We start from the raw sequence: 23,670 nt of genomic DNA, 5'->3' as shown, positions 1-23,670 counted from the left end.
AGCGTATGAAGAATGTTGCGAATCAGCGATATTATTTAGTTCGTGAGGATGTTTTAACGGATGCAATGCAAAAAACTTTGGAGGCGAAACACTTACTATCAAGTGGTTCAGTATCTTCCATTTGGGATGCGGTAAAGCAGGTGGATTTATCGCGAAGTGCGTTTTACAAATATCGTGATGCGGTTTTTCCTTTTCATTCAATTGTGCAGGAACGCATTTTAACAGTCTTTTTACAGCTTCAAGATAGAAAAGGAACACTTGCCAAGCTTTTAGAAACTGTGACAATTACACATTGTAATGTCTTAACGATTCATCAAACAATCCCTATTCAGGGACGTGCTAATGTTACATTGTCATTAGATGTAACAAGCATGACTTGTGATCTTGATGATCTTATCCAGCAATTAAAACGCTTAGATTTTGTGGAATCAGCGGAAGTGATTAGTTCTGGAGCATTATAAGCACAGAGAGTGTTCAATCCTTTAATTTTTGACAAAATGACAAACATCGTGTTGAATAACCCCAATGGGTAAAGATACGATAACAAAGCTCAAATAAGGAGCTGTCCCAAGCGTTTTTCATCACGTGGGACTGCTCCTTATTGTGCCATAAAGGAGGTATTTGCAATGACAAAGCAACAATGGGAAAATCGAATCGCCTATCTAGGACCAGAAGCATCATTTACATACTTAGCAACAAAGGCTACTTTTCCAAATGAGTGGCTTGTACCGTGTGCCACGATTCCAGAATGTATAGAGGCTGTTGCAGAGGGAAAGGTAGATTTAGCTGTCGTACCGCTAGAAAATGCTCTAGAGGGCTCTGTATCATTAACATTAGATTACTTATTCCATGAGGCAACACTTTATGTAACTGGAGAGTTATTGCTGAAAATTCAGCAGCATTTAATGGTCAATAAAGCGCAGAAGGATGATTGGCAGTCAATCGAAGGTGTTTATTCTCATCCGCATGCACTAGCTCAATGTCATAAATATTTATTTTATCGTTTTAGTCATGTACCATTACATCAAACAACTTCAACTGCAGCAGCAGCAAAATATGTATCAGAGAATCCACAAGAGTGTATAGCGGCAGTTGGTAATGCAGCCGCAGCTGAAAAATATGGTCTTGAAATTGTGGAGCAGAATATCCATGATTTTCATTTTAATCATACACGATTCTTTGTACTGTCTAAGCAAAATAAACGATTGCCACAAGAGCTATCAGATGGGCAAGCAAAAACAACATTTATGATTACCTTACCAACAGATCGTTCAGGTGCATTACATCAGGTGCTTTCTGTTTTTGCATGGCGTCAGCTAAATTTAAGTAAAATCGAATCACGTCCATTAAAAACTGGATTAGGTGATTATTTCTTTATGATTGATGTATTAGCAGATGAAAAGGAACCGATGATGCGTGGGGCAATGGAAGAATTAGCTGCGCTAGGTTGCAAAGTAAAGTCTCTGGGTACCTATTTTACTTATGTAACATCAGACGAAGCATAGTAATGTGAAGGAGGAGGAAAGAGATGGGTGGGATTATTTTATTCGATGGTGTCTGTAATTTTTGTGATAGCACTGTTCAATTTATCATCAAACATGATCAAGCTGGCTATTTTCAATTTGCATCGCTGCAAAGCGAGGCTGGTCAATCGCTTCTCACTCAATATCATATACCAAAGAATATAGATAGTGTAATTCTTATTGAACAAGGGAAAGTGTCTGTTGAATCTACCGCTGCGTTAAACATTTGCCGTAAATTTGATGGATTGTGGCCTTGTTTCTACGCCTTCATTCTTGTACCACCATTTATTCGCAATGCATTATATCGATTATTTGCAAAGCAACGCTATCGTTTGTTTGGAAAAAAAAGTGAATGCTTATTGCCTACGCCTGCTCAACGTCAAAGATTTCTTTCCTGATAGGGAAATACTCGCCTTTAAGGGAACAATACAATAGCTGCGGACGGAAGCCCGCGCTTAACGAGACAATACCAGCATTAAAAAACAGAAAGCACCGTTTGAAATCAATTTTTCAGACGGTGCTTTTACTATTCATTGATCTGACACTAAGTAGCCCTTTTTTTGTAAAGCTCGCTCAATTAATGTTAAAACTTCAACAGAGGGTGCTGTGATGACATGTAGATGGATGCCGCCAGTGAGAGCAGATAAATAGTTGGCCTGTGTGGCATTCACACGTTCGATAAATTGTTTCACCTCATGGCGGTTGGATACCATGATAGAGGCTGTCAGTTCACCATATATTGGATGTTCGACAATGACATTTTTGACGGTTCCGCCACAGTCTACAATCGTCATTAATTCATCTTCCGTCTGCTCTGATGTATGCAAGCAAGGGAATGTTCGTTCAACGGTTTGCTGTATTTGTTCTTGATGCATATAAAGATAACCTTGGCTTGTGGCAATAATAGGCTCATTTCTTGCCTTTAATAAAGTCATATCATTGACGATTACTTGTCTAGAAACATTGGCGAACTTTGCTAAGTCTGTCCCAGTTATAGGTGCTTTATTTTTTTTTAATTGCGCTAATAGTTGCAGTCGGCGTTCTTCGCCTAACATTTTTTTCATAAGAGATCACCCCTGCTCGTAATAAAGGAATCAGCGTTCCTTATGAATTAGTGTACCATGAAGCTTTTCTAACTTGCTGAAATTTTTGTATCCAAATGAAACATTGAACATATGATACGTAGAGAGGAAGGGAGGAAAAAATTGCGTATTCATATTGTTCAAAAGGGAGATACATTGTGGAAGATTGCGAAAGAGTACGGCATTTCGTTTGAAGATTTGAAGCGGCTCAATGTCCATCTTGCCAACCCAGATTATATTGTTCCAGGCATGGAAATTATATTGCCTGAAAAAATAAACAAAGAGCCGCATAGAGATTCACATAAAGAAATGCCGAAAAAGGAAACACAAGTGCATAAGGAGACACCAAAGGAAAGTCCTAAAAAAGAGGTACAGCGACCAATGCCACCACCACCGCCAATTGTACCGCCACCACCAGCTCCTATGCCAATGCCAGAACCACAAATGATACCGATACCAATACCGATGCCAATGCCAATGCAGATGCCACAACAGCCGATGTGGGTACCGCAGCCTGTGGAAATGAATTGGCACCAGCAATTGGTGATGCCACAAATGGAGCAAAATGTTACAACACCACCTGTACAAATACAGCCACCACCACCGCCAGCACCTACACCGCCACCACCGCCTGTAGCTAAACCAAAGCCAAAGCCAATGCCACAACCAGCACCACATCCACCAATGCATATCATGCCACAAATGCCTGCCGTACCACATTGTTCAAGTTGCCATCAGCCAATCTATCATCAGATGTGGTGGCCGATGCCAATGCAGCCGCAGGTTGAGCATTATACGATGCCACAGCAGCCAATGTCCTATGACATGCCAGATCATAAAGTAGGTGGAATGGAAGACTTTTTAGAGTCCACATCACCATTCTTCCATACGCAAGATCACCAAAAGCCACAAATGGATATGATGCCCGATATGAATATGGGGCAATCCTGTGGTTGTGGCACACAACCAATGATGATGCCTGATATGAACATGGGTCAATCTTGTGGCTGTGGCACACAACCAATGATGATGCCAAATTGGCAAATGGACCCTTGTCATTGCCCGCCACCACCATGTCCGACACATTGTCCACCACCATGCCCATCAGCAGCAGGTCCTTGGATGTCTCCGCATTATTTCCCAGGCGGGATGACGCCTTATCGATGGTGAAAAAGCGTATATTGTAGAAGAAGTAAAGCCAAATATTTGGAAATATAAATATCGATCGAAAAATTATTTTGTCAAACGTGCAAAGCAAGTGGAAATTGCGGAGAAGGTAAGAACCATTCATCGCCAATTAGGACGTATGGAACCTTCTTTGATCCTACCATTAGTTCAGAGCGATGATGAGCAGTTAATTGTGCAAATGTGGCAAGAAGGAAGCCACGGTGCTAACTTTGCACATAAAAAAGATCGTAAGGAATCTCTTAGACTACTAATCGCTTTACATGACACACATAAAAAGATTGCTTGGCAGCGCGTGCCAGGTTTGCATACCTACTCACAGCTTTTAAAATGGCAAATGCGTCATATGCGTTTTAAAAGTAGAAGAAATGAGTTTCGAACATTTTTAACGAAAGAAGAAATTGATCAAATATTGCATTATAGTGATAAGTCATTACAATTGATTGCATTGGAAGATGCACCTGAAAAAGAGATTACGCTATTGCATGGGGATGTAGTTCATCATAATTTTTTATGGTGCTCCGATGGACAATTACGTTTAATTGATTTTGATTTAGCGCACCTTGGTGAAGCGGATGACGAGTATATTTTATGGTTACATCGTGTGTTACCTGCTGTAGATTATGATCTTGGAAAGATTTTTGCAGAGTTACCTGAGCTGAAACGACTGGATAAAAGAAAGCTTCATCGCTTGAAATACCCGAATGAGTTATTACGAGAATGGCTGTTTGCTATAGATTTACCACTAGAGCAACAGCTAGTATTTTTAGATTATTTAGTACCATTTACAAAACGAGCCCTCACCTACTGGCCAAAACTGTGGTACGATATTGATAGATTTGTCAAGAAATGACCGTCAATTGGCGGTCATTTTTGTCTGCGAACGGAGTTTAGACGCTACTTTTTGTCGAGCATTCGTTCGCTATATGCTATAATCGAAGACGATGATTGTGAGGGATTATAGATGTATGATTATTTAAAAGGACAAATTACTCGTATTACACCTGAATTTATTGTGTTAGAACAACAGGGGATTGGGTGGCAACTTAATACGCCCAATCCATTTGCTTTTCGAACATCTGCCCTTGAGCAACAGATATATGTTCATTTGCATGTGCGAGAGGATGCGCAAGTTTTATATGGCTTCCCTAACCTAGATCAGCGTGAGTTATTCCGTAAGCTTATTTTAGTGTCAGGAATAGGACCAAAGGGCGCTTTAGCGATTTTAGCTACAGGTAATCCACAACAGGTTATTAGCGCAATTGAGCGGGAGGACGAAGCGTTTTTAGTGAAGTTCCCTGGAGTTGGTAAAAAAACAGCACGTCAAATGATCCTCGACTTGAAGGGCAAACTTGGTTCATTATTAGATACACTTGAATTACCTAGTGCAGAAGATGAATTACCTTTGTTTGGTGTGCATGCCTATAAACATGAATTAGAAGAAGCCCTACTTGCCTTAATGGCTCTTGGCTATTCTGAAAAAGAGCTAGAAAAAATTAAACCACAGCTAGAGGATAACGATAAACTTGAAACAACAGATGCCTTTATGAAACAAGCATTGCAACTACTGCTAAAATTAAAATAAGGAAAGGAGGAAAGGTGCATGTCTGAACGTATGATGGCAAGTGAAGCAGGGAGCTATGATGAGCAGTTTGAGTTATCTTTACGTCCTCAAAAATTAGCACAGTATATTGGGCAACATAAAGTAAAGGAAAACTTACAAATATTCATTGAAGCGGCAAAGCTTCGCCAAGAAAGTTTAGATCATGTGTTGTTATATGGACCTCCAGGACTTGGTAAAACGACCTTAGCGGCTGTTATCGCAAATGAGATGAATGTTAACGTACGCATGACAAGTGGCCCTGCGATTGAGCGTCCAGGAGATTTGGCAGCTATTTTAAGTTCACTAGAGCCTGGGGACGTTTTATTTATTGATGAAATTCATCGACTGCCCCGTGCTATTGAAGAAGTATTATATCCAGCAATGGAAGACTTCTGCTTAGATATTGTGGTAGGAAAAGGTCCTGAAGCACGTTCTGTACGACTTGATTTACCTCCCTTTACCCTTGTAGGTGCAACAACAAGAGCGGGTGCTTTATCAGCTCCTCTAAGAGATCGCTTTGGTGTGTTGCTGCGCCTAGAATATTATGATGACCGATCGCTTGCTGAAATTGTTGTGAGAAGTGCACATTTATTTGAGGTAGAAATAGAGCAAGTAGCAGCAATGGAAATGGCGAGACGCTCACGTGGAACACCTCGAATTGCCAATCGTTTATTGAAACGAGTGCGAGATTATGCACAAGTGCTTGGAGATGGTATGATAACGGAGGGTCTTGCACAGCAAGCATTAGAGCTGTTACAAGTAGATCCTAGAGGGCTTGATCATATTGACCATAAACTTGTAACCAATATGATTGAGCGATTCCGAGGAGGCCCAGTAGGCTTAGATACTCTTGCTGCATCAATTGGTGAGGAACGGGTTACGATAGAAGATGTATACGAGCCTTATTTGATGCAAATTGGCCTTATTCAACGTACCCCGAGAGGAAGAGTAGCCACACATTTAGCCTACGAACATTTTGGATATGAGTATCCCCAACAAACATAAAGAAGGAAGTTATTTTCATGCGTGTAGAAGATTTTGATTTTGAATTACCAGAGGAGCTTATTGCCCAAACACCATTAGTGGATCGTACAGCAAGTCGATTAATGGTCGTGACACCGGGCTCAAATAAAGTGGAGCACCACCATTTTGCCCATGTATTAGACGAGCTACATGCTGGAGACTGTCTTGTACTAAATGATACAAGAGTTTTACCTGCTCGTTTAATGGGTGTAAAAGAAGAAACAGGTGCACATATAGAAGTATTGCTACTGAAGCAAATGGCTGGTACAGATGAGTGGGAAACACTTGTAAAACCAGCAAAGCGTGTAAAAGTAGGAACAGTCATCACATTTGGTGACGGTTTATTAACAGCTACATGTACAGGTGAGCTTGAACATGGCGGACGTACATTTGAATTTCAGTATAATGGTATTTTTTATGAAATATTAGAGCAACTTGGTGAAATGCCATTACCTCCCTATATTCGTGAAAAACTAGAGGATAAGGATCGTTATCAAACCGTTTATGCCAAAGAGCGTGGTTCTGCTGCAGCGCCTACAGCTGGGCTGCATTTTACAGAGGAGCTATTAGCTCAAGTGAAGGCTAAAGGCGTAGAGGTTGTCTTTATTACGCTACATGTCGGTCTTGGCACTTTCCGTCCCGTTAGTGTAGACTCGATTGAGAACCATGAAATGCATGCAGAATTCTATAGTGTTACAGAACAAGCAGCAGATACAATTAATCGCGTAAAGCGTAACGGTGGCAAGGTAATAGCTGTTGGGACAACCTCTACTCGTACATTAGAGACAATTGGTTCTAAATATGAGGGAGAAGTGCGAGCAGAACAAGGTTGGACGTCTATTTTCATCTATCCAGGCTACAATTTTACGGTGGTGGATGGGTTAATCACAAACTTCCATTTACCAAAATCAACACTAGTCATGCTTGTTAGTACGCTAGCTACTCGTGAGACCATTTTAAGTGCTTATCAGCAAGCTGTAGAAGAAAGATATCGCTTCTTTAGTTTTGGTGATGCAATGTTTATACGTCCCAAAAAATAATAGTGGATAAAATCGGAGTACTGTTTTTACTTCAGATAAGAAAGGATTATTTATTTTATGACACAACCAGCAATTCGATATGAACTACTTCATACATGTAAACAAACAGGAGCACGTCTTGGCATCGTCCATACACCACACGGCTCCTTTGAAACACCAGCATTTATGCCTGTTGGCACACAAGCAACGGTGAAGACCATGTCACCAGAAGAATTAAAAGAGATGAATGCCGGTATTATTCTGTCCAATACGTACCATTTATGGCTTCGTCCAGGTAATGATATTGTCAAAGAAGCAGGCGGACTTCATAAATTTATGAACTGGGATCGTCCAATTTTAACGGATTCAGGTGGTTTCCAAGTATTTTCACTTAGTCAATTCCGGAAAATTGAGGAGGAAGGAGTTCATTTCCGTAATCACCTCAATGGAGATAAATTATTTTTGAGCCCGGAAAAGGCAATGGAAATTCAAAATGATTTAGGCTCTGATATTATGATGGCCTTTGATGAATGTCCACCATATCCTGCGACACATGACTATATGCTGAAATCAGTTGATCGAACAACTCGTTGGGCAAAACGCTGTAAGGAAGCACATCAGCGTCCAGAGGAGCAAGGTTTATTTGGCATTATTCAAGGTGGAGAGTACGAAGATTTACGCCGCCGCTCAGCAGAAGCGTTAGTAGAACTAGATTTCCCAGGCTATGCAATTGGTGGATTATCCGTTGGAGAACCAAAAGATGTGATGAACCGCGTTTTAGAATTTACTACGCCAATGATGCCTGAAAATAAACCTCGTTATTTAATGGGTGTTGGCTCACCAGATTCTTTAATTGATGGGGCAATTCGTGGGATCGATATGTTTGACTGTGTACTGCCAACACGTATTGCACGTAATGGAACACTGATGACATCAGAAGGACGTCTAGTAGTGAAAAATGCAAAATATGCACGTGACTTTGGGCCGATTGATCCGAACTGTGACTGCTATACATGTAAAAATTATTCTCGTGCCTATGTTCGTCACCTTATTCGCACGGAAGAAACGTTCGGTATTCGTTTAACATCCTATCATAATCTACACTTCCTATTAAAATTGATGGAGCAAGTACGTGAGGCAATTCGTCAAGATCGCCTTGGTGATTTCCGTGAAGAGTTCTTTGAAAAATACGGCTTTAATGGGCCAGATGCAAAAAACTTTTAAACTAGACGAATAGGATTATTACATGCGCTAAATTAAAAAAGGACATTAGGCATCCCCTAATGTCCATATTCAATAGCAATAGTTTTGTAAATCATTCAAAACTTTGTAAAAAGTGAATATTTCTAGCAAAATATTGTCAATCATAGAAAAAATATTAGTAATTGAGAAAATTTTTGGGCTTGTCCATCGCTTTTTAATGGTGGAATAGTCTATACTAAAAAAGTGAGATTTGGAAAGGGGGCAAGATGCTATTATGGATCAATTATTAGGATTAGCACCAATATTATTAATGTTCGTTGCAATGTGGTTTATCTTAATCCGTCCAGCTAAAAAAAGACAGCAGGAAACACAAAATATGCAAAGTAGTTTGCAACGTGGAGATAAAGTCATTACAATTGGTGGTTTACACGGTGTTATTGATGCAATTGAAGACACAGCAGTGACATTAAAAATTGCTGACAATGTACGAGTGAAATTTGACCGTCAAGCAATTGGACGAATTGTCAATGACAATCAGTAACAAAGAAGAAAAGGCTTACAATAGGCGATAGCTATATTGTAAGTCTTTTTTATACAATATTAGAAGGCAGTGTTTAGATGTTTTTTGCAGTTGTAGTTTTTAATTTATGAATGAATGCCTCACCAGTATCATTGCCATTAATCGTTATTCGGCTTAACGTAAATAGGGAATCGCCTTTTTTCACATGTTTATTTTGTATGACAAAGGCCATCTTAAAGCCAGCTTCCTTGGCTAATTTGATGGTGGAGGGTGAGTAAATCCCATAAGGATAGCTTATTGCTATTGGTTCATATCCTAACTTTTCTTTGATTATTTTTCTTGAATGAATAAAATCATTTCTTACCCTTTCTTCATATTCAACCTGACTCTCTAGTTGCCCATTTACAATACTAGGACCAAATACTGCGCCATTTAGTTTACCATTTTTTGAAGGTAATTTATAATGTAAGTCCCAAGTATGACTCTGGATTGTAATATAATCCCTCATTTCCTTTAATTGATCCCAACTCATCTTTGCTGTTTCATTTGGATAGTAATTGTTTCCATTCATCTCTAGGATTCGGCTTGCAATCACAAAGATTTCTGCATGCATATCATATTTTTTCAATATCGGGTAAGCTTTTTCATAATTACTAAAATACCCATCGTCAAAAGTAATTAACACAGGCTTTTGAGGTAACGGCGCTTGGTCGTTTAAGTAATCATATAATTGCTGAGCAGAAATGGCCTGATAGCCTTCCATTTTAAGTAATTTCATTTGATTTTCGAAGCTTTTGGGTGAAATAACTGTAGTATTGTTTATATTGTCCTCTAAATGATGGTACATAAGAATAGGTATTTCCTGTTCTTGATACCCGTAAATAGGATAAGGTCTAATAAGAAAAAGGATATAAACAAAAACGAAAACGATTATTTTTTTTGTCATGTCCTCACCTTGTTTGCATGTTTATTGTGATAAGCATCTAAGCTCTATGTTAGTGTGTACGAACAAGTAGGGACTATTCCTTGAAAACTGTATAAAAAACAATAAGTAAGGTCACCTTGATAGTATGGGGGTGTTTATATGGAAGAATATTACCATATTATTTTTAGAACTTGCTTTTTGTATGTGTTTATCATCATCGTTTTCCGTTTAATGGGTAAACGAGAAGTAGGTGAATTATCAGTCATCGATTTGGTCGTATTTGTATTAATTGCAGAAGTAGCGGCCTTTGCGCTAGACGATTATAAAAATCCTCTCTTTAATGCCATACTACCTATCATTATTTTGCTCTTTATTCAAATATTAAGTGCCTTTTTGTCATTAAAGTTCAAAAAAATACGTGACCTAGTGGATGGTGACCCTGCTTTATTAGTAAAAGACGGTGTTATTTTAGAGAGTGAGATGAGAAAACACCGCTATAATTTAGATGATTTATGTCAGCAATTACGAGAAAACGGAATTGCATCTGTGACAGATGTAGCCTTTGCGTATTTAGAGCCTTCAGGCAATCTTTCTGTCTATAAAAAAGATGAAAAAGCCTTTGTGTATCCATTGATTATCGACGGTGATATCCAAGAAAGACATTTATTTACCATGCATAAAGATGTGGAATGGCTAATGGGTGAGCTGGCAAAAAATAATATTACTGACAGTGAAACAGTATTTTTTTGTATTTGGGAAGACAATAAGCTGCATATTCAATTAAAGGAATCCTAGACTTTCTTCGCCAATTTTTTAATGTAACGGAAATCTGTAATACGCAACTGATTGGTAAATAATAAAAAGGTAAATAGCAAAAATAATGTCACACCACTACTTAAAATAAATGGTAGTGATAGTATTGGAATAAGGAAATACTGGGCGACGCAAACAGCAATAAAACAACTATAAGGCACGACAAACATTCTGAAGCCAGCACGCAGGTTTTTACGTTGTCTAACTGTTGCAATATGCAAGAATGACGTTAGTAATACCCCAAAGCCAATAGCTACAACGGCTCCTTTTTCTTGGATACCTGGTTGAGAGGCAAGTACAAACATCACGAAAAGTTTACCTAGCCCACCATAGATGGAGTTCATCATGGCAGCTCTTGCCTCACCAATTGCCTGTAAGATGGAGTGTAGAGGACTTTGAATATAATAAAAATAAAAAATAGGTGCTAAAATTTTAACGTACCCACGATTTTCTTCTAAATGGAAAAGCTTCATCGCTAATTCATCTCCATGCACAAAGAAATACGTAGCAGCAAAGCAACCCACTAGCGAAGACAATCTTAGGGACACCGAAATTCGTTCCTGTAATAGCGGGATGTGCTGACGAGCGACGGCATCACTAACAGCTGGAATGAGCACAATCGATAAGGCTGTTGATACAAACGCAGGAAATAACAGTAATGGCACCAAAACACCGGAGATGACACCATATAAAATAGTGGCAGCAGAAGCGGTTAAACCGGCCACAGTTAAAGCTTTTAAAAAGATAATCGGCTCTAAAAACCAAGTGAAAGAACCAAAAAGCTTACTGCCTGCAGAGGGAAGGGCAATACGTAACATTGGTGAGGCAGGATACCCTTCAATTTTAGTTTTTCGTGTCAGTAATTTCTTTTTGGAAACGATATAGTGTAGCCATAAATACAAGAATGCTACAACTTCGGCTAGCAGTGTTATGCCCATTGCCGCCGCAGCCGTGACAGCAGCATTATTGTAATTAGCCACATAGGGTAGCATTAAAGTAATGAAGCTAATACGTACAATTTGTTCGATCATTTGTGCCCATGCTGTCGGTGTAATCTTTGCAACACCTTGTAAATAGGCACGTAATAAGCCAGATCCAACTGATACTGGTACAGCAAAGAGTGCAATCCATAGTGTAAATGTTGTCTGTTCATTATGTAATAGAGTTGTTGAAATATATGGTATTGTTAGTGCAACGAGTGGCATAAAAATGATCATGCCAATGAATGACCAAAGAATGGCTGTACGCATGACACCAAAGATGTTCTCACGTTTATTTTTTGCTAGTAATTCAGCCACTATTTTAGCCACAGCGATAGGTAGTCCTAGTTGAATGAGTGAGATGAAGAAAATAAACGCTGGATAGACGGTCATATAAATACCGACAGCCTCTTCACCAGCAATCCGCATAAATTGCATTCTATAAAAGAAGCCAAAAAGTTTAGATAAAAAAATCACAAACATTAAAAATAATGTACCTCGTACAAAAGAACTCATGCCATCCGTCCCTTCTCAAGCCGCAAAAATTCATTTACACTATTTGTATGCAAGCATGTCTTACGTTACGACTTTGATTGGAGATGATTCAAAATGAGTATGCAATATGAGCAACTATTTGAAAAGATTCGTCCGGCAATTGATAGTAAGATAGCAGAGTTCCAGCATTATCAATATAATGCTATTACAGCCGAAGAACTCTGGCGCTACTGTATTGAAAAAAAATGGCGTAAAAAGAAAGTTGAGCAACTACGTTTACATGAAGTCATTTCTACCATTTTTTCGGTATCACCATCTGATATCGTCTCATTTAATCAAGTAGAGTTTTTACAAAGTAATAATTGGTTTGAAGAAGTCAATACAGACGAGTTACAATTACTGCTTGGTCCAGTCAGAACGTAATCAATGATGTGTCAAATTTTACAATAATTCTAAGAATCCTATACGTGTTGAATTGACACCAAGCGCAACCTGTTTCATAATAAGTGTGTTGCGCTTTTTTTATTTTGAATAAGTTCTTACTTACATAAGTCTTCATTGCTTTTATTGACATTTAGAAGGCTAGTACCTAATAATACTAAGATAAACTTGCGCGTTATGAACGATTGAAATAAGTAAAGCAACCTTTTTGAAGCACAGGTAACACGATTCTAGATGAAAAGGAGGATTAAACGTTTCAAAAGGTATTGCTAGTTACTTGTTTGGCGTGTAAGGACAGCCCTTACACCAATTCGAGGAGGATTTATTGATGAAACTAAAAAGTCGTATAGTTGCATTCCTACTGATTATCGTGCTATTGGCAGCAGGTATTAGTACGACTGTAACCGGCGTCTTAAAGGACATCAAGCTTGGTCTTGACTTACAGGGCGGGTTTGAAGTGCTTTACGAGGTAAATGAATTAAAAGAAGGACAAAAAATTACACCAGAAATTGTCACAGCAACATCCACTGCACTTGGTGAACGTGTAAATACGATGGGGGTTAGTGAACCGAGTATTCAGGTTGAGGACAAAAATCGTATTCGTGTGCAATTAGCTGGTGTTGAGGATCAGGAATCGGCACGTAAGTTATTGTCTACTTCTGCGAATTTAACATTCCGTGATGTTGATGATAATTTATTATTAGATGGAGACGATTTGAAAGCTAACGGTGCTAAAGGCTCTTTTGACCAACAAAATCGTCCGATTGTATCCTTAACTTTAAAAGATGCGAAAAAATTTGCTGATATAACAAGTAAAATTGCAGCAAAACCCGCAGGTCAAAATTTACTGGTTGTATGGTTAGACTTTGAAGAGGGTGTCGATTCCTATAAAGCGGAATCACAAAAAGCAAAGCCTCGCTATGCATCTGCAGCAACAGTTAGTCAAACATTAAATACAACAGATGTTATGATTAGCGGTAATTTCTCTGTTGAAGAAACAAAAAATTTAGCAGATATTTTAAATGCTGGGGCATTGCCTGTAAAGCTAGATGAAATTTATTCAACTTCTGTTGGTGCTCAATTTGGTGATGCAGCACTGAAAAGTACTATTTTTGCTGGTATTGTCGGCGTAATAGTTATTTTCTTATTTATGCTATTCTACTATCGTTTACCAGGCTTTATTTCCATCATTACACTGGTTGTGTTTACATTCCTAGTATTAGTGGTCTTTGACTGGATTAATGCGGTATTAACACTCCCAGGTATTGCGGCCATTGTTCTGGGTATAGGGATGGCAGTAGATGCCAATATTTTAGCGGCAGAACGTATACGTGAAGAGCTACGGGTGGGTTATTCCGCTAAACAAGCCTTCCAAATTGGTTCTAAACAATCTTTATCAGCCATTGTCGATGCGCAGTTGACAACTTTATTAGCTGCAGCAGTATTGTTCCAATGGGGAACAAGCTCTGTTAAAGGATTTGCTACAACATTAATTATTAGTATTTTATTGAGCTTCTTAACAGCAGTTTGGGGCTCACGTGTCCTATTAGGACTACTTGTAAACAGTGGCTATTTCAACAGTCCTGCATGGTTTGGTATTGCAAAATCTAAACAGCATAGTCTAGATGAAAATATTGGTACATTAGATTTATCAACGAAATTCGATCGATTTGACTTTGTTCACAACCGTAAGAAATTCTATACGTTCTCATTAGCCATTCTAGTGGCTGGTTTAGTGGTTCTTGGCATCTTCCGTCTTAACCTAGGTATCGATTTCTCAAGCGGTACTCGTGTACAAATTGAATCGGATCAAACATTAACAAAAGAAGAAGTGTCCAAATATCTAGATAGCATTGATTTTTCATCAGAAGATATCATACTCTCTGGTGAGAAAAGTAATACAGCAGTCATTCGCTATAAAGATGACCTTACACAAGCAGAAATTTTAGAATTTAAAAAAGAAGCTGGCGAAAAATATGGTCATGAACCAGCTGTAAGTACTGTATCGCCTACAGTTGGTAAGGAACTTGTAAAAAATGCAATTAAGGCTTTATCTCTTGCAGCAATAGGGATTATCATTTATGTAGCAGTTCGTTTTGAATGGCGCATGGGTATTGGTGCAATTGTTTCATTATTGCATGATGTATTCTTAATTGTTGCCGTCTTTAGCTTCATGCGTTTAGAAGTAGATATTACGTTTATTGCGGCTGTATTAACAATTGTTGGGTATTCCATCAATGATACGATTGTTACCTTTGACCGTATGCGGGAAAACTTAGATCGTTATGATACAATTAATGACCGTGAAGTATTGGCCAATATCGTGAATAAATCGCTACGCCAAACAATGGGTCGTTCGGTTAATACAGTATTAACTGTAATTATCGTTGTTGTAGCCCTATTAATTTTTGGTGCACCATCTATTCAAAACTTCTCTATAGCGTTATTGATTGGTTTGATTACAGGTATGTATTCTTCAATCTGTATCGCAGCTCAAATCTGGTATTCATTAAAAATTCGTGAAATGAAAAAATCAGATGGGAAGCTACGTAAAAAAGAGAAGAAACAATGGGGTACAGACGAGCCTACTGTATAATATAATGAGCAGAGAATGGAAAACATATGGTTTTCTATTCTTTGCTTTTTTCATGCAAAAAAACTGCTGCCTTTTATAAAAAGCAGCAGATTTTTCATATAGTATTTACAATTTAAATTGCTGGATTAAGCCTTGTAGCTGTTGCGCATTTTCACTTAATTCTTCTGCGACAGTATTTACCTGCTGCATGGTCGCAACTTGCTCGTCAACAGATTCTGCAATCATATGAGAATTCGTTGCTGATTCGTTAGAAACATTGGCAATTTCCGTGACAGAAGCTGCAACCTGCTCTGCACTAGCAGAGATTTCTTCAGATGTGGCAGAAATTTCTTCAATTTGCTCTGTGAATGCTGCAACAGCAGAGGTGATGGAGTAGAAAGCATCTCCAGCCTCATGAATTTTGGCTACACCATCCTTTACAGAAGCTAAACCATTATTTACTGATGCTGCAACATTTTGTGTATCTGTTAGAATTTCTTTTGTAATAGCAACGATTTGATTGGCAGATTGATTCGATTCCTCAGCAAGTTTTCGTACCTCATCCGCTACGACTGCAAAGCCTTTCCCATGTTCTCCTGCTCTTGCTGCTTCAATAGCTGCATTTAGTGCCAGTAAATTTGTTTGTTCTGAAATTGCTGTAATCACTGTTGTAATTTGCCCAATTTCTTCTGATTGCTTACTTAGTTTTTGCGTTAATGTTGCAATATCAGAAGTTGCTAGTGCGATCATATTCATCTGTTCTTTTGCTGTTGCAATCGTTGCACCACCTGTATGGGCAAGCTGCGTCAGATTTTCTGCATTGTGATGAAGACTTTGAGTCGCCTCTGCAATGCGTTGGACACCTGATGCAGTTTCATCCATTGCCACAGCACTTTGCTGAGAGGCACTAGCAGAAGAAGTGATATGTGTTACATTATTTTGAATTCGTTGAGCAATATTATCGGAAGTTGCAGTTACTTCTTCAGTGCTAGCAGAAAGCTCTTCTGAAACAGCCGATAAATGGGATGCACTATCTTGAATGTTAGTCATTAAACCAGCTAGATTTTGTTTTAATGTATTGACTGCATTGGCAAGTGTACCGATCTCATCTTTTGATTGATGGTCAAGCTCAGCAATTGTTAAATCACCTTGTGCTAATGTATCTGCTGCTCCAATAACCTTGCGTAGGGGCAGGACAATGGAGGCTTTGACCATATGCATAAAATATAAACCAATAATAATACTTGCAAGGAGAAGGCTAATAGCAATGATAATAGCGCGTGAAACGGTTTGATTAACAGATTGGTCAACATTTTGAAGCTGTTCATCGTGATAAGCTAATAATTCAGTTGTTAACTTAAAAATGTCCTTATTGTATTTTGTAACATCATTATTGATGATTGAGAGTGCTAGATCCGTGTTGCCACTATTAAACGCTTGTAAAGCTTTCTGTGAATTTGACAGTAACTCTTTTTGCAATTCCGTGATTTGCTGCATAATATTTTTTGTATAATCTGATCGAACAATAGTAGAAAGTTCATGAACTGTTTCAGGTAACAGCTTTTCATAGCGATCTAAATTGGCCTTAGCAGTTTCGTCCTTTTTATTTAAAATATAGGAGCGTAAAAATAAACCTTGAGAAGCAAGTTGTTGTTGGATTTTATCTGTTAATTGGATTTGCACCATCCGATGATTCAATACTTCTTCTAAATCATTCTGAGTTGTTTTAAATTGAATAAATGATACGATGCTTGAGATAAAAAGTAAACATGTTAAGGAAATGAATCCTATATTTAATTTTTTGCGAACGGACATAAACTTCCTACTTTCTTTTATTATATGGAAAAAATTGATGTTCTGAAATTACTATAACTTGATATATTTACATGGTCAATAGTCAAGGAATTTTCAATCGTAGGAAATCTTATTCTCCAATAAGTTTTTATAGAAGGATAATATACCTACTTTTGATTCCTCTGATAAAATAGGAATTTCAACTTTTTTCGTCAGAATTGATTGACAATAGTATTGGATTGGCATAGAATTAAGGCTAACTTTTTGTTCGGTCAAGGTAGAAGATCTCGGGAGCGAGATCAGCCACAGAACAGATGAGCTGAGTTTAGATGAGAATAGCTGAGAAATTGTTGAATAAGAGTAGTAGCCTAAGTGTGTAATAAAGAGAGTCAGTGGCTGGTGTAAACTGATTTACAGCTTATGTGAATGGACTTATGAGAGTCGCTTATAAAAAAGCGAACGTGATTCCCCACGTTATAGGGGTGCTTTCAAGGTATGGTTTACCATAGCCATGATGTAAAGCACAAAAGTGAGAGCATATGCTCTAATATGAGGTGGCAACGCGGTCATAATCGTCCTCTGCAATTAGGAATAATCCTTTTTGCAGAGGGCTTTTTTATTTTCATTCAGCATTCGTCTAGACATTAGCTAAAGGAATCTTTGAAAAAGGAGCAAAATAGCTATGCAAATAACGAGTTCAAGAACAAAAATGAAAACGATCAATGGCGATTCTTTAACACCTATTTTGATTTTTAGGCGTTTACAGGGAAAACATAAATTTTTATTGGAAAGTTCTGCCCAACACGAAGGAGCTGGAAGATTTTCCTTCATTGGTGCTAATCCACGAAAAACATATAAAGGTGTGGGCCAAGAAATCCAAGAGGTTTCCTATAAAACAGGAAAAACATACGTGCATCAAGGGGAACTTTTTGTTCTTCTTAAACGCCTCATGCCACGTATTTCCAATACGACGCAATTTCCATTTTCAGGTGGTGCCGTTGGATATATAGGCTTTGGCGGTACAACGATGTTCGTAGATAAAAAAATAGAACTGCCTGATGCTTATTTTCATGTCTATGAAACGATTATTGTCTTCGATCATCAAACAGATGAAGTGACATTGTTTCATACAAATATAGATGCAGAAAAGCAGGAACCTGATTTGGAAGAATTGGCTCAACAAATAGAAAACGGGCATATCAGTGACGAAGCATCTTATCGTTATCAACCGCTTGATACTACAACAAACGAATCATTTGCAACGGTTTTACAGACAATGCAAGCCAACTTACATGATGACATAACAAGGATAGTTTTGCCGAACCGCAATGTAGCCAATTTTCAAGGTGATACGTTGGCTTTGTATCGACAGCTACGTAAAAAAAAGCCTGCAGCCTATATGTATTATATTGAATTTGAGGATCATGTTGTGTTAGGTACTTCTCCTGAAAGTCTAATCCGAGTAAAAGGTGAAAGCGTTATTGCGACTCCTACAGAGGGAACATATCCGCGAGGGGAAACAAAAAATGAAGAACTAGAAAATGAACGTAAATTATACAACCATGAAAGCATTAGGCAATCACATGCACTTCTTGTTAGGGCTATTCAGCAAGAATTACAGTCGGTTTGTTTCCGAGATTCTGTTCAGGTCATGGAGGCTATGCGTATCCAGCGGTCCAAAAAGGCACTGCACATGACGACTAGGGTGGAAGGAAAGCTTTTACCAATGCTTCATGCCCTGGATGTTTTAGCAGCAACCATATCCCCACTTTCAGCAACGGAGCATCCGTATGCAGCTGGTTATTTTGGTGCTCTCGGCTTTATTGGATTTAATGGTCTTTTGGATTTTGCCTTAACAGGTCAATCTATTGTAGTTAAACAGGATACCATGCATTTGCAAGCAACAATAACTGTTACCAAATATACAAATGTGCAAAACGTTTTACATCAAGTGCAAGAGGAAGAACAGGCATTTTTACAGTTACTGGTGAACAATGGGGGGCAAAACTAATGGAACGATTACAAGGGAAAGTACTGCAGGGAACACATCTCATGTACGAAGAAATGCTACAGGCAGCGCAATGGTTATTTCAGGATGATACTCCTAAAGAAGAAATAGCAAGCTTTTTAACAGCTTTAGCTTCGAAGGGAGAAACTGCACATGAAGTAGCCGCATTAGCAACTATTATGCGATCTTTTGCTCTTGATATAGCCGTAAAAGAAGGTAGCTATATGGATAATTGCGGTACAGGTGGAGACGGTCTTCATACTTTTAATATCAGTACAGCTTCTGCTTTCGTGTTAGCTGGGGCAGGTGTCAAAATTGCCAAGCATGGGAACCGTAAAATCTCTTCCTCCTCTGGTAGCTCAGATGTGCTAGAGGCACTAGGTATTCATACAGCTATTTCCATCCCACAAACAGCCCATTTGCTAGAGCGAGAGGGAATCGCTTTTATTTATGCACCGAATGTTCATCCGAAATTAAAGAGAATTGGTGAAGTTCGCCGTTCATTAGGAAAACCGACAATCTTTAATCTTGTTGGTCCTTTAACAAATCCGGTCCCATTATCCACACAATTTACAGGCATTAATCGACCGAATTTTGTCATGGAATATGCCTCAGTCTTACAAATGCTTGGACGTGAGCGGGCCATTGTCGTCTCAGGACCACAAGGCTTAGACGAGGCTTCATTAGCAGGTCAAAATACATTGGTTTTAGTAGATAAAGGAGATCTAATTCCCTTTTCCCTAACCGCAGAAGATGTCGGTCTTCAAATGGCCCCTTTAGAGGCCATCCGTGGTGGCAATGCAGATGAAAATGCGGTGATTATGCAAAAAATATTGGCTGGCGAACGGAGTCCTTATTTAGATACAGTAGTATTAAATGCTGGCATCGGCTTATTTGGCTATGGTCAAGCGGAAACCATCAAAGAGGGTGTAGCTATGGCAAAGGAAAGTATTTTTAGCGGTAGAGCACAACAAAAATTAGAGGCGGTTGTAACATATAGCATGCGAATTAAAGAAGTGGAGGTAGGGTAATGAATATACTCAATAAAATATTACTGCAAAAAAAGATTGAGGTAGGTGCATTATTAGAGCAGCCAGATCCTTTAGCAAACTTTACAGAAACGCCACGTCGCTCGTTCATTGAATCATTGTGTCAAGCTCATACACTGCAAGTCATCGCGGAAATGAAGCGTGCTTCCCCTTCAAAAGGGTTAATAGCTGGCGGAGCAGACCCAGTTGCTCAAGCAAAAGTCTATGCACTAGCAGGAGCAGCAGCTATTTCGGTCTTAACAGACAAGGAATTTTTTAAAGGCTCCTTTGAAGATTTAGCAGCAGTTGCTGCTGCTGTAGATACCCCACTTCTTTGTAAGGATTTTATGATTGATCGAGTGCAGATTCGATTTGCCAAGGCGGCAGGTGCATCCATTATTTTATTAATTGTGGCAGCCTTAACAGACGATGCCTTACGTGATTTATATAGCTATGCAACGGGCTTAGGCCTAGAGGTTTTAGTGGAAGTACACGATTGTGAAGAGCTTGAACGCGCTCTTGCGGTAGATGCAAAGTTAATTGGCGTTAATAATCGTGATTTACGTACCTTTGAAGTAAGCCTAGAGCGCACCAGAGAAATTGCTAATGTGTTTCCATTTGATGAGAATCGAGTATTAATTAGTGAGAGTGGCATATGGTCGCAGGACGATGCGAAGCTAGTAGCCTCGATGGGGGCTAGTGGTGTCCTAGTAGGTGAAGCTTTAATGAGGAGTGGAGATGCGGGGCAAGCACTACGAGATTTGCAAGTAAGTAAAGAGGGGGCATCGGTATGACAAAGGTCAAAATTTGTGGTCTACAGGAGCAAGAACATGTCAAAACAGCTGTTCATGCTGGTGCAGATGCTATAGGGTTTGTTTTTGCACCGAGTAAACGTCGTGTATCCATTGAGCAAGCCCAACAGTTAGCGAAGCATGTACCACAAGGCGTTTTAAAAATAGGTGTCTTTGTGAATCCAACGCCAGCCGAATTAAAGGAAGCAGTAGAGCGAGTGCCCTTAGATTATGTGCAATATCATGGGGAGGAAACGCCAGCATTTATTCAGGAGCAAGGTTATCCCGCCATAAAGGCATTATCGATACGAGAAAAAGAGGATGTTCAAGCGGCTGCCAACTATCAGGTAGATTATTATTTATTTGACGCGCCTGGTACAGAGTTTAAAGGCGGGAGTGGTCACACTTTTGATTGGACACTCCTTGAGCAAGTAGGGATTCCCAAAGAAAAATTACTATTAGCGGGTGGTCTCAATGTAGACAATATTGAAGCGGCCATTACGGATGTAGGGCCTTTTATGGTGGATGTTTCAAGTGGTGTAGAAACAAATGGAAGCAAGGATTCTACCAAAATACAAGCTTTTTTACAGGCAGTAAAGAGGGGGAGCAGATGATGGGAATATCAATAGCAAATAGTGTACCGACAAAAGAAGGGCGTTTTGGACAATTTGGTGGTCGGTTTGTGCCCGAAACATTAATGACAGCCTTGCTTGAATTAGAAGCTGCTTATGAGCAAGCATTACTAGACCCTGCATTTACAGAGGAGCTGTCCTATTATTTAGAAGACTATGTTGGCCGCGAAACACCGCTCTATTACGCAGAAAATTTAACGAAGGCGCTAGATGGAGCAAAGGTTTATTTAAAGCGTGAAGATTTAAACCATACAGGTGCACATAAAATTAATAATGCGATTGGGCAAGCACTTCTAGCCAAACGCATGGGTAAAAAGAAAATCGTTGCTGAAACAGGAGCTGGTCAGCATGGTGTGGCAACAGCTACTGCATGTGCATTATTAAATCTAGAATGTGTTGTTTTTATGGGAGCAGAAGATATAAAACGTCAGCAGTTAAATGTCTTTCGTATGGAGTTGCTTGGCACAAAGGTTCAATCGGTGGAAAGTGGTTCTAAAACATTAAAGGATGCTGTGAACGCTGCCCTACGTTACTGGGTGACAAATGTTGAGGATACACATTATATTTTAGGCTCTGCCTTAGGTCCTCACCCATTCCCAAAAATTGTTCGGGACTTTCAGCGTGTCATTGGAGTAGAAACAAGAAGGCAAATCGTGCAAAAAGAGGGGCGTTTACCTGATGCAGTTGTTGCCTGTATTGGAGGTGGCAGTAATGCAATCGGTATGTTTCACCCATTCGTTGATGATGAATCAGTTGCCTTATACGGTGTTGAAGCAGCAGGAAGTGGTCTTGAAACTGGGAAGCATGCTGCTGCCATCGCAGGTGGAAAATTAGGTGTATTACATGGCGCCTACATGTATTTATTACAGGATGAAAACGGCTTTGTCCAAGAAGCACATTCTATTTCAGCTGGGTTAGATTATCCAGGGAAAGGACCAGAGCATTGTTATTTACATGATATTGGTCGAGCTCAATTTGACTCCATCACAGATGCTGAAGCACTGGAGGCACTACAATTATTAAGCCGAACAGAAGGGATACTGCCTGCACTTGAAAGTTCTCATGCCATTGCTTATACGGCAAAACTTGCAAAGACCATGGCAAAAGATCAGATCATTGTTGTGTGCTTATCTGGTCGAGGAGATAAAGATGTTCACACAGTTCGAGCAGCACTAGGAGGGGATGTAAAATGACAACTTTACAGCAAGCGATCGATCAGGCAAAAGCTGAAGGTCATAAAGCTTTTATACCTTATATCATGGCAGGTGACGGAGGGCTAGAGACCATTAAGCCAACTATTTTAAAACTGCAGCAATTAGAGGTAACAGCTATTGAAGTAGGGATTCCTTTTACAGATCCTGTTGCCGATGGTCCAACAATCGAACGAGCAGGAGAACGTGCACTCAAAGCTGGTGTGACATTAAGAAACGTGTTGCAAACACTCGCGTCATTTAGAGATGAAATAACAGTGCCTCTCGTAGTCATGACTTATTTCAATCCAGTATTAGCATATGGCTTAAAGTCTTTTGCGCAAGCCTGTGTAGCTGGAGGAGTTAAGGGTTTAATTGTACCAGATGTCCCATTGGAAGAGAGCGAGTTGTTACGTGATGCATTAAATCCATATGGCATTGATGTGGTACAGCTTATCTCATTGACAAGCCCTCCAGAGCGTATAGCACGCATCGCAGCAGCTAGTCAGGGTTTTGTTTATGCAGTGACCGTTAATGGGATCACAGGAGCAAGATCGCGTTTTGCCGATAATTTAGAACAGCATTTTGCAAGCTTACGTCAAGCAAGTCCAATCCCTGTGCTTGCAGGCTTTGGTATTTCAACACCTGAGCAAGTGAAAAAGATGGGGGCTTTGGGAGATGGTGTAATTGTCGGTAGTGCCATTGTGACGGCATTGCATCAAGGAGATTTGGCAACGGTGGAAGCATTAGTAGCCGCCTCGAAAGGTATGTTAGAAAAGTCTACTCTTTAGAAGAGTAGGCTTTTTTGATGATGAAAGAAATGGAAAAGTGACGAATAGA

23 protein-coding genes and 1 other annotated feature are annotated in these 23,670 nt (G+C 39.3%); of the genes, 19 read left to right on the top strand and 4 right to left on the bottom strand.

Annotation, left to right across the window (positions count from 1 at the left end; translation table 11 throughout):
• The first annotated feature begins 5 nt into the window (after positions 1 to 5).
• The 3 genes from MKY76_RS16245 (at position 6) to MKY76_RS16235 (ending at position 1,921) form a co-directional block, all read left to right on the top strand.
• A complete protein-coding gene (locus tag MKY76_RS16245) occupies positions 6 to 461 on the top strand; it encodes an ACT domain-containing protein (RefSeq protein ID WP_004226679.1) in 456 nt (151 codons plus the stop codon).
• A 165-nt stretch (positions 462 to 626) separates the two neighbouring features.
• Positions 627 to 1,505, top strand: coding sequence for a prephenate dehydratase (gene pheA, locus MKY76_RS16240; RefSeq protein ID WP_048395164.1), 879 nt, complete (start codon positions 627 to 629; stop codon positions 1,503 to 1,505).
• A gap of 23 nt (positions 1,506 to 1,528) precedes the next feature.
• Positions 1,529 to 1,921: a thiol-disulfide oxidoreductase DCC family protein gene (locus tag MKY76_RS16235; RefSeq protein WP_048395166.1), complete on the top strand. Its 393-nt coding sequence runs from the start codon at positions 1,529 to 1,531 to the stop codon at positions 1,919 to 1,921.
• Between the two features lie 132 nt (positions 1,922 to 2,053).
• Here MKY76_RS16235 and MKY76_RS16230 read toward each other — a convergent pair whose 3' ends face one another.
• Positions 2,054 to 2,587 (bottom strand): transcription repressor NadR, encoded by a 534-nt coding sequence (locus MKY76_RS16230; RefSeq protein ID WP_054550028.1) that lies wholly within the window; start codon positions 2,585 to 2,587, stop codon positions 2,054 to 2,056.
• Positions 2,588 to 2,728: 141 nt separating this feature from the next.
• Here MKY76_RS16230 and MKY76_RS16225 point away from each other — a divergent pair, with 141 nt between their 5' ends.
• The 7 genes from MKY76_RS16225 (at position 2,729) to yajC (ending at position 9,179) form a co-directional block, all read left to right on the top strand.
• Positions 2,729 to 3,775, top strand: a complete 1,047-nt coding sequence (locus tag MKY76_RS16225; protein WP_342556848.1) for a LysM domain-containing protein — start codon at positions 2,729 to 2,731, stop codon at positions 3,773 to 3,775.
• Positions 3,765 to 4,643: a phosphotransferase gene (locus tag MKY76_RS16220; RefSeq protein WP_313872351.1), complete on the top strand. Its 879-nt coding sequence runs from the start codon at positions 3,765 to 3,767 to the stop codon at positions 4,641 to 4,643. The genes MKY76_RS16225 and MKY76_RS16220 overlap by 11 nt, the downstream gene beginning before the upstream one ends.
• A 111-nt stretch (positions 4,644 to 4,754) precedes the next feature.
• Positions 4,755 to 5,375: a Holliday junction branch migration protein RuvA gene (gene ruvA, locus MKY76_RS16215; RefSeq protein ID WP_048395174.1), complete on the top strand. Its 621-nt coding sequence runs from the start codon at positions 4,755 to 4,757 to the stop codon at positions 5,373 to 5,375.
• A gap of 18 nt (positions 5,376 to 5,393) precedes the next feature.
• Positions 5,394 to 6,398: a Holliday junction branch migration DNA helicase RuvB gene (gene ruvB / locus MKY76_RS16210; protein WP_004226692.1), complete on the top strand. Its 1,005-nt coding sequence runs from the start codon at positions 5,394 to 5,396 to the stop codon at positions 6,396 to 6,398.
• A gap of 17 nt (positions 6,399 to 6,415) precedes the next feature.
• A complete protein-coding gene (gene queA / locus MKY76_RS16205; RefSeq protein WP_342556847.1) occupies positions 6,416 to 7,456 on the top strand; it encodes a tRNA preQ1(34) S-adenosylmethionine ribosyltransferase-isomerase QueA in 1,041 nt (346 codons plus the stop codon).
• 57 nt (positions 7,457 to 7,513) lie between these two features.
• Complete coding sequence (gene tgt, locus MKY76_RS16200) at positions 7,514 to 8,659, top strand: tRNA guanosine(34) transglycosylase Tgt (RefSeq protein ID WP_016991901.1); 1,146 nt, start codon at positions 7,514 to 7,516, stop codon at positions 8,657 to 8,659.
• A gap of 253 nt (positions 8,660 to 8,912) precedes the next feature.
• Complete coding sequence (gene yajC, locus MKY76_RS16195) at positions 8,913 to 9,179, top strand: preprotein translocase subunit YajC (protein WP_004226696.1); 267 nt, start codon at positions 8,913 to 8,915, stop codon at positions 9,177 to 9,179.
• 73 nt (positions 9,180 to 9,252) lie between these two features.
• On the opposite strand, the gene MKY76_RS16190 is transcribed toward yajC, so the two are convergent.
• Positions 9,253 to 10,104: a polysaccharide deacetylase family protein gene (locus MKY76_RS16190; protein ID WP_103118495.1), complete on the bottom strand. Its 852-nt coding sequence runs from the start codon at positions 10,102 to 10,104 to the stop codon at positions 9,253 to 9,255.
• Positions 10,105 to 10,242: 138 nt separating this feature from the next.
• Here MKY76_RS16190 and MKY76_RS16185 point away from each other — a divergent pair, with 138 nt between their 5' ends.
• Positions 10,243 to 10,878 (top strand): DUF421 domain-containing protein, encoded by a 636-nt coding sequence (locus MKY76_RS16185; protein WP_004226699.1) that lies wholly within the window; start codon positions 10,243 to 10,245, stop codon positions 10,876 to 10,878.
• Here MKY76_RS16185 and MKY76_RS16180 read toward each other — a convergent pair.
• Positions 10,875 to 12,392: an oligosaccharide flippase family protein gene (locus MKY76_RS16180; protein WP_004226701.1), complete on the bottom strand. Its 1,518-nt coding sequence runs from the start codon at positions 12,390 to 12,392 to the stop codon at positions 10,875 to 10,877. The two genes, MKY76_RS16185 and MKY76_RS16180, sit on opposite strands and share 4 nt — an antisense overlap.
• 93 nt (positions 12,393 to 12,485) lie before the next feature.
• On the opposite strand from MKY76_RS16180, the gene MKY76_RS16175 reads away from it, so the two are divergent.
• Complete coding sequence (locus MKY76_RS16175; protein ID WP_004226703.1) at positions 12,486 to 12,794, top strand: post-transcriptional regulator; 309 nt, start codon at positions 12,486 to 12,488, stop codon at positions 12,792 to 12,794.
• 346 nt (positions 12,795 to 13,140) lie between these two features.
• Complete coding sequence (gene secDF, locus MKY76_RS16170) at positions 13,141 to 15,408, top strand: protein translocase subunit SecDF (RefSeq protein WP_257960614.1); 2,268 nt, start codon at positions 13,141 to 13,143, stop codon at positions 15,406 to 15,408.
• A gap of 105 nt (positions 15,409 to 15,513) precedes the next feature.
• Here secDF and MKY76_RS16165 read toward each other — a convergent pair whose 3' ends face one another.
• The gene (locus MKY76_RS16165; protein ID WP_257960615.1) at positions 15,514 to 17,202 is read right to left on the bottom strand and encodes a methyl-accepting chemotaxis protein; all 1,689 of its coding nucleotides are present in this window, start codon (positions 17,200 to 17,202) and stop codon (positions 15,514 to 15,516) included.
• Between the two features lie 320 nt (positions 17,203 to 17,522).
• Positions 17,523 to 17,764: a binding site (T-box leader), on the top strand.
• Between the two features lie 99 nt (positions 17,765 to 17,863).
• On the opposite strand from MKY76_RS16165, the gene MKY76_RS16160 reads away from it, so the two are divergent.
• The 6 genes from MKY76_RS16160 to trpA are packed head-to-tail and all read left to right on the top strand — an operon-like array spanning position 17,864 to position 23,621.
• Positions 17,864 to 19,192 (top strand): chorismate-binding protein, encoded by a 1,329-nt coding sequence (locus MKY76_RS16160; protein ID WP_342556846.1) that lies wholly within the window; start codon positions 17,864 to 17,866, stop codon positions 19,190 to 19,192.
• The gene (gene trpD, locus MKY76_RS16155; protein ID WP_342556845.1) at positions 19,192 to 20,220 is read left to right on the top strand and encodes an anthranilate phosphoribosyltransferase; all 1,029 of its coding nucleotides are present in this window, start codon (positions 19,192 to 19,194) and stop codon (positions 20,218 to 20,220) included. Before MKY76_RS16160 ends, trpD begins: the two co-directional genes overlap by 1 nt.
• On the top strand, positions 20,220 to 21,011 hold the full coding sequence (gene trpC, locus MKY76_RS16150; protein ID WP_257960618.1) for an indole-3-glycerol phosphate synthase TrpC: 792 nt from the start codon (positions 20,220 to 20,222) through the stop codon (positions 21,009 to 21,011). The genes trpD and trpC overlap by 1 nt, the downstream gene beginning before the upstream one ends.
• Positions 21,008 to 21,622: a phosphoribosylanthranilate isomerase gene (locus MKY76_RS16145; RefSeq protein WP_257960619.1), complete on the top strand. Its 615-nt coding sequence runs from the start codon at positions 21,008 to 21,010 to the stop codon at positions 21,620 to 21,622. The genes trpC and MKY76_RS16145 overlap by 4 nt, the downstream gene beginning before the upstream one ends.
• Entirely contained in the window at positions 21,622 to 22,833 is a 1,212-nt protein-coding gene (trpB, locus tag MKY76_RS16140) for a tryptophan synthase subunit beta (protein WP_257960620.1), read from the top strand. Before MKY76_RS16145 ends, trpB begins: the two co-directional genes overlap by 1 nt.
• Positions 22,830 to 23,621 carry a tryptophan synthase subunit alpha gene (trpA, locus tag MKY76_RS16135; RefSeq protein ID WP_066036497.1) on the top strand — a complete coding sequence of 264 codons (792 nt, stop codon included), beginning with the start codon at positions 22,830 to 22,832 and terminating at the stop codon, positions 23,619 to 23,621. Before trpB ends, trpA begins: the two co-directional genes overlap by 4 nt.
• The last annotated feature ends 49 nt before the right edge of the window (positions 23,622 to 23,670 follow it).

The sequence above is a fragment of the Lysinibacillus sp. FSL P4-0201 genome (genome assembly GCF_038593425.1).
In the GTDB taxonomy this organism is placed as follows: domain Bacteria; phylum Bacillota; class Bacilli; order Bacillales_A; family Planococcaceae; genus Lysinibacillus; species Lysinibacillus capsici.
Note: the sequence above shows the minus strand (reverse complement) of the source record. Positions and strands in the feature narration are given on the sequence as shown.

What these genes read in the sequence shown, in the direction of transcription:
- MKY76_RS16245 (WP_004226679.1), top strand. Translation starts at nt 6, where the DNA reads ATGAAGAATGTTGCGAATCAGCGATATTATTTAGTTCGTGAGGATGTT.
- pheA (WP_048395164.1), top strand. Translation starts at nt 627, where the DNA reads ATGACAAAGCAACAATGGGAAAATCGAATCGCCTATCTAGGACCAGAA.
- MKY76_RS16235 (WP_048395166.1), top strand. Translation starts at nt 1,529, where the DNA reads ATGGGTGGGATTATTTTATTCGATGGTGTCTGTAATTTTTGTGATAGC.
- MKY76_RS16230 (WP_054550028.1), bottom strand. Translation starts at nt 2,587, where the DNA reads ATGAAAAAAATGTTAGGCGAAGAACGCCGACTGCAACTATTAGCGCAA.
- ruvA (WP_048395174.1), top strand. Translation starts at nt 4,755, where the DNA reads ATGTATGATTATTTAAAAGGACAAATTACTCGTATTACACCTGAATTT.
- ruvB (WP_004226692.1), top strand. Translation starts at nt 5,394, where the DNA reads ATGTCTGAACGTATGATGGCAAGTGAAGCAGGGAGCTATGATGAGCAG.
- queA (WP_342556847.1), top strand. Translation starts at nt 6,416, where the DNA reads ATGCGTGTAGAAGATTTTGATTTTGAATTACCAGAGGAGCTTATTGCC.
- tgt (WP_016991901.1), top strand. Translation starts at nt 7,514, where the DNA reads ATGACACAACCAGCAATTCGATATGAACTACTTCATACATGTAAACAA.
- yajC (WP_004226696.1), top strand. Translation starts at nt 8,913, where the DNA reads ATGGATCAATTATTAGGATTAGCACCAATATTATTAATGTTCGTTGCA.
- MKY76_RS16190 (WP_103118495.1), bottom strand. Translation starts at nt 10,104, where the DNA reads ATGACAAAAAAAATAATCGTTTTCGTTTTTGTTTATATCCTTTTTCTT.
- MKY76_RS16185 (WP_004226699.1), top strand. Translation starts at nt 10,243, where the DNA reads ATGGAAGAATATTACCATATTATTTTTAGAACTTGCTTTTTGTATGTG.
- MKY76_RS16180 (WP_004226701.1), bottom strand. Translation starts at nt 12,392, where the DNA reads ATGAGTTCTTTTGTACGAGGTACATTATTTTTAATGTTTGTGATTTTT.
- MKY76_RS16175 (WP_004226703.1), top strand. Translation starts at nt 12,486, where the DNA reads ATGAGTATGCAATATGAGCAACTATTTGAAAAGATTCGTCCGGCAATT.
- secDF (WP_257960614.1), top strand. Translation starts at nt 13,141, where the DNA reads ATGAAACTAAAAAGTCGTATAGTTGCATTCCTACTGATTATCGTGCTA.
- MKY76_RS16165 (WP_257960615.1), bottom strand. Translation starts at nt 17,202, where the DNA reads ATGTCCGTTCGCAAAAAATTAAATATAGGATTCATTTCCTTAACATGT.
- MKY76_RS16160 (WP_342556846.1), top strand. Translation starts at nt 17,864, where the DNA reads ATGCAAATAACGAGTTCAAGAACAAAAATGAAAACGATCAATGGCGAT.
- trpD (WP_342556845.1), top strand. Translation starts at nt 19,192, where the DNA reads ATGGAACGATTACAAGGGAAAGTACTGCAGGGAACACATCTCATGTAC.
- trpC (WP_257960618.1), top strand. Translation starts at nt 20,220, where the DNA reads ATGAATATACTCAATAAAATATTACTGCAAAAAAAGATTGAGGTAGGT.
- MKY76_RS16145 (WP_257960619.1), top strand. Translation starts at nt 21,008, where the DNA reads ATGACAAAGGTCAAAATTTGTGGTCTACAGGAGCAAGAACATGTCAAA.
- trpB (WP_257960620.1), top strand. Translation starts at nt 21,622, where the DNA reads ATGGGAATATCAATAGCAAATAGTGTACCGACAAAAGAAGGGCGTTTT.
- trpA (WP_066036497.1), top strand. Translation starts at nt 22,830, where the DNA reads ATGACAACTTTACAGCAAGCGATCGATCAGGCAAAAGCTGAAGGTCAT.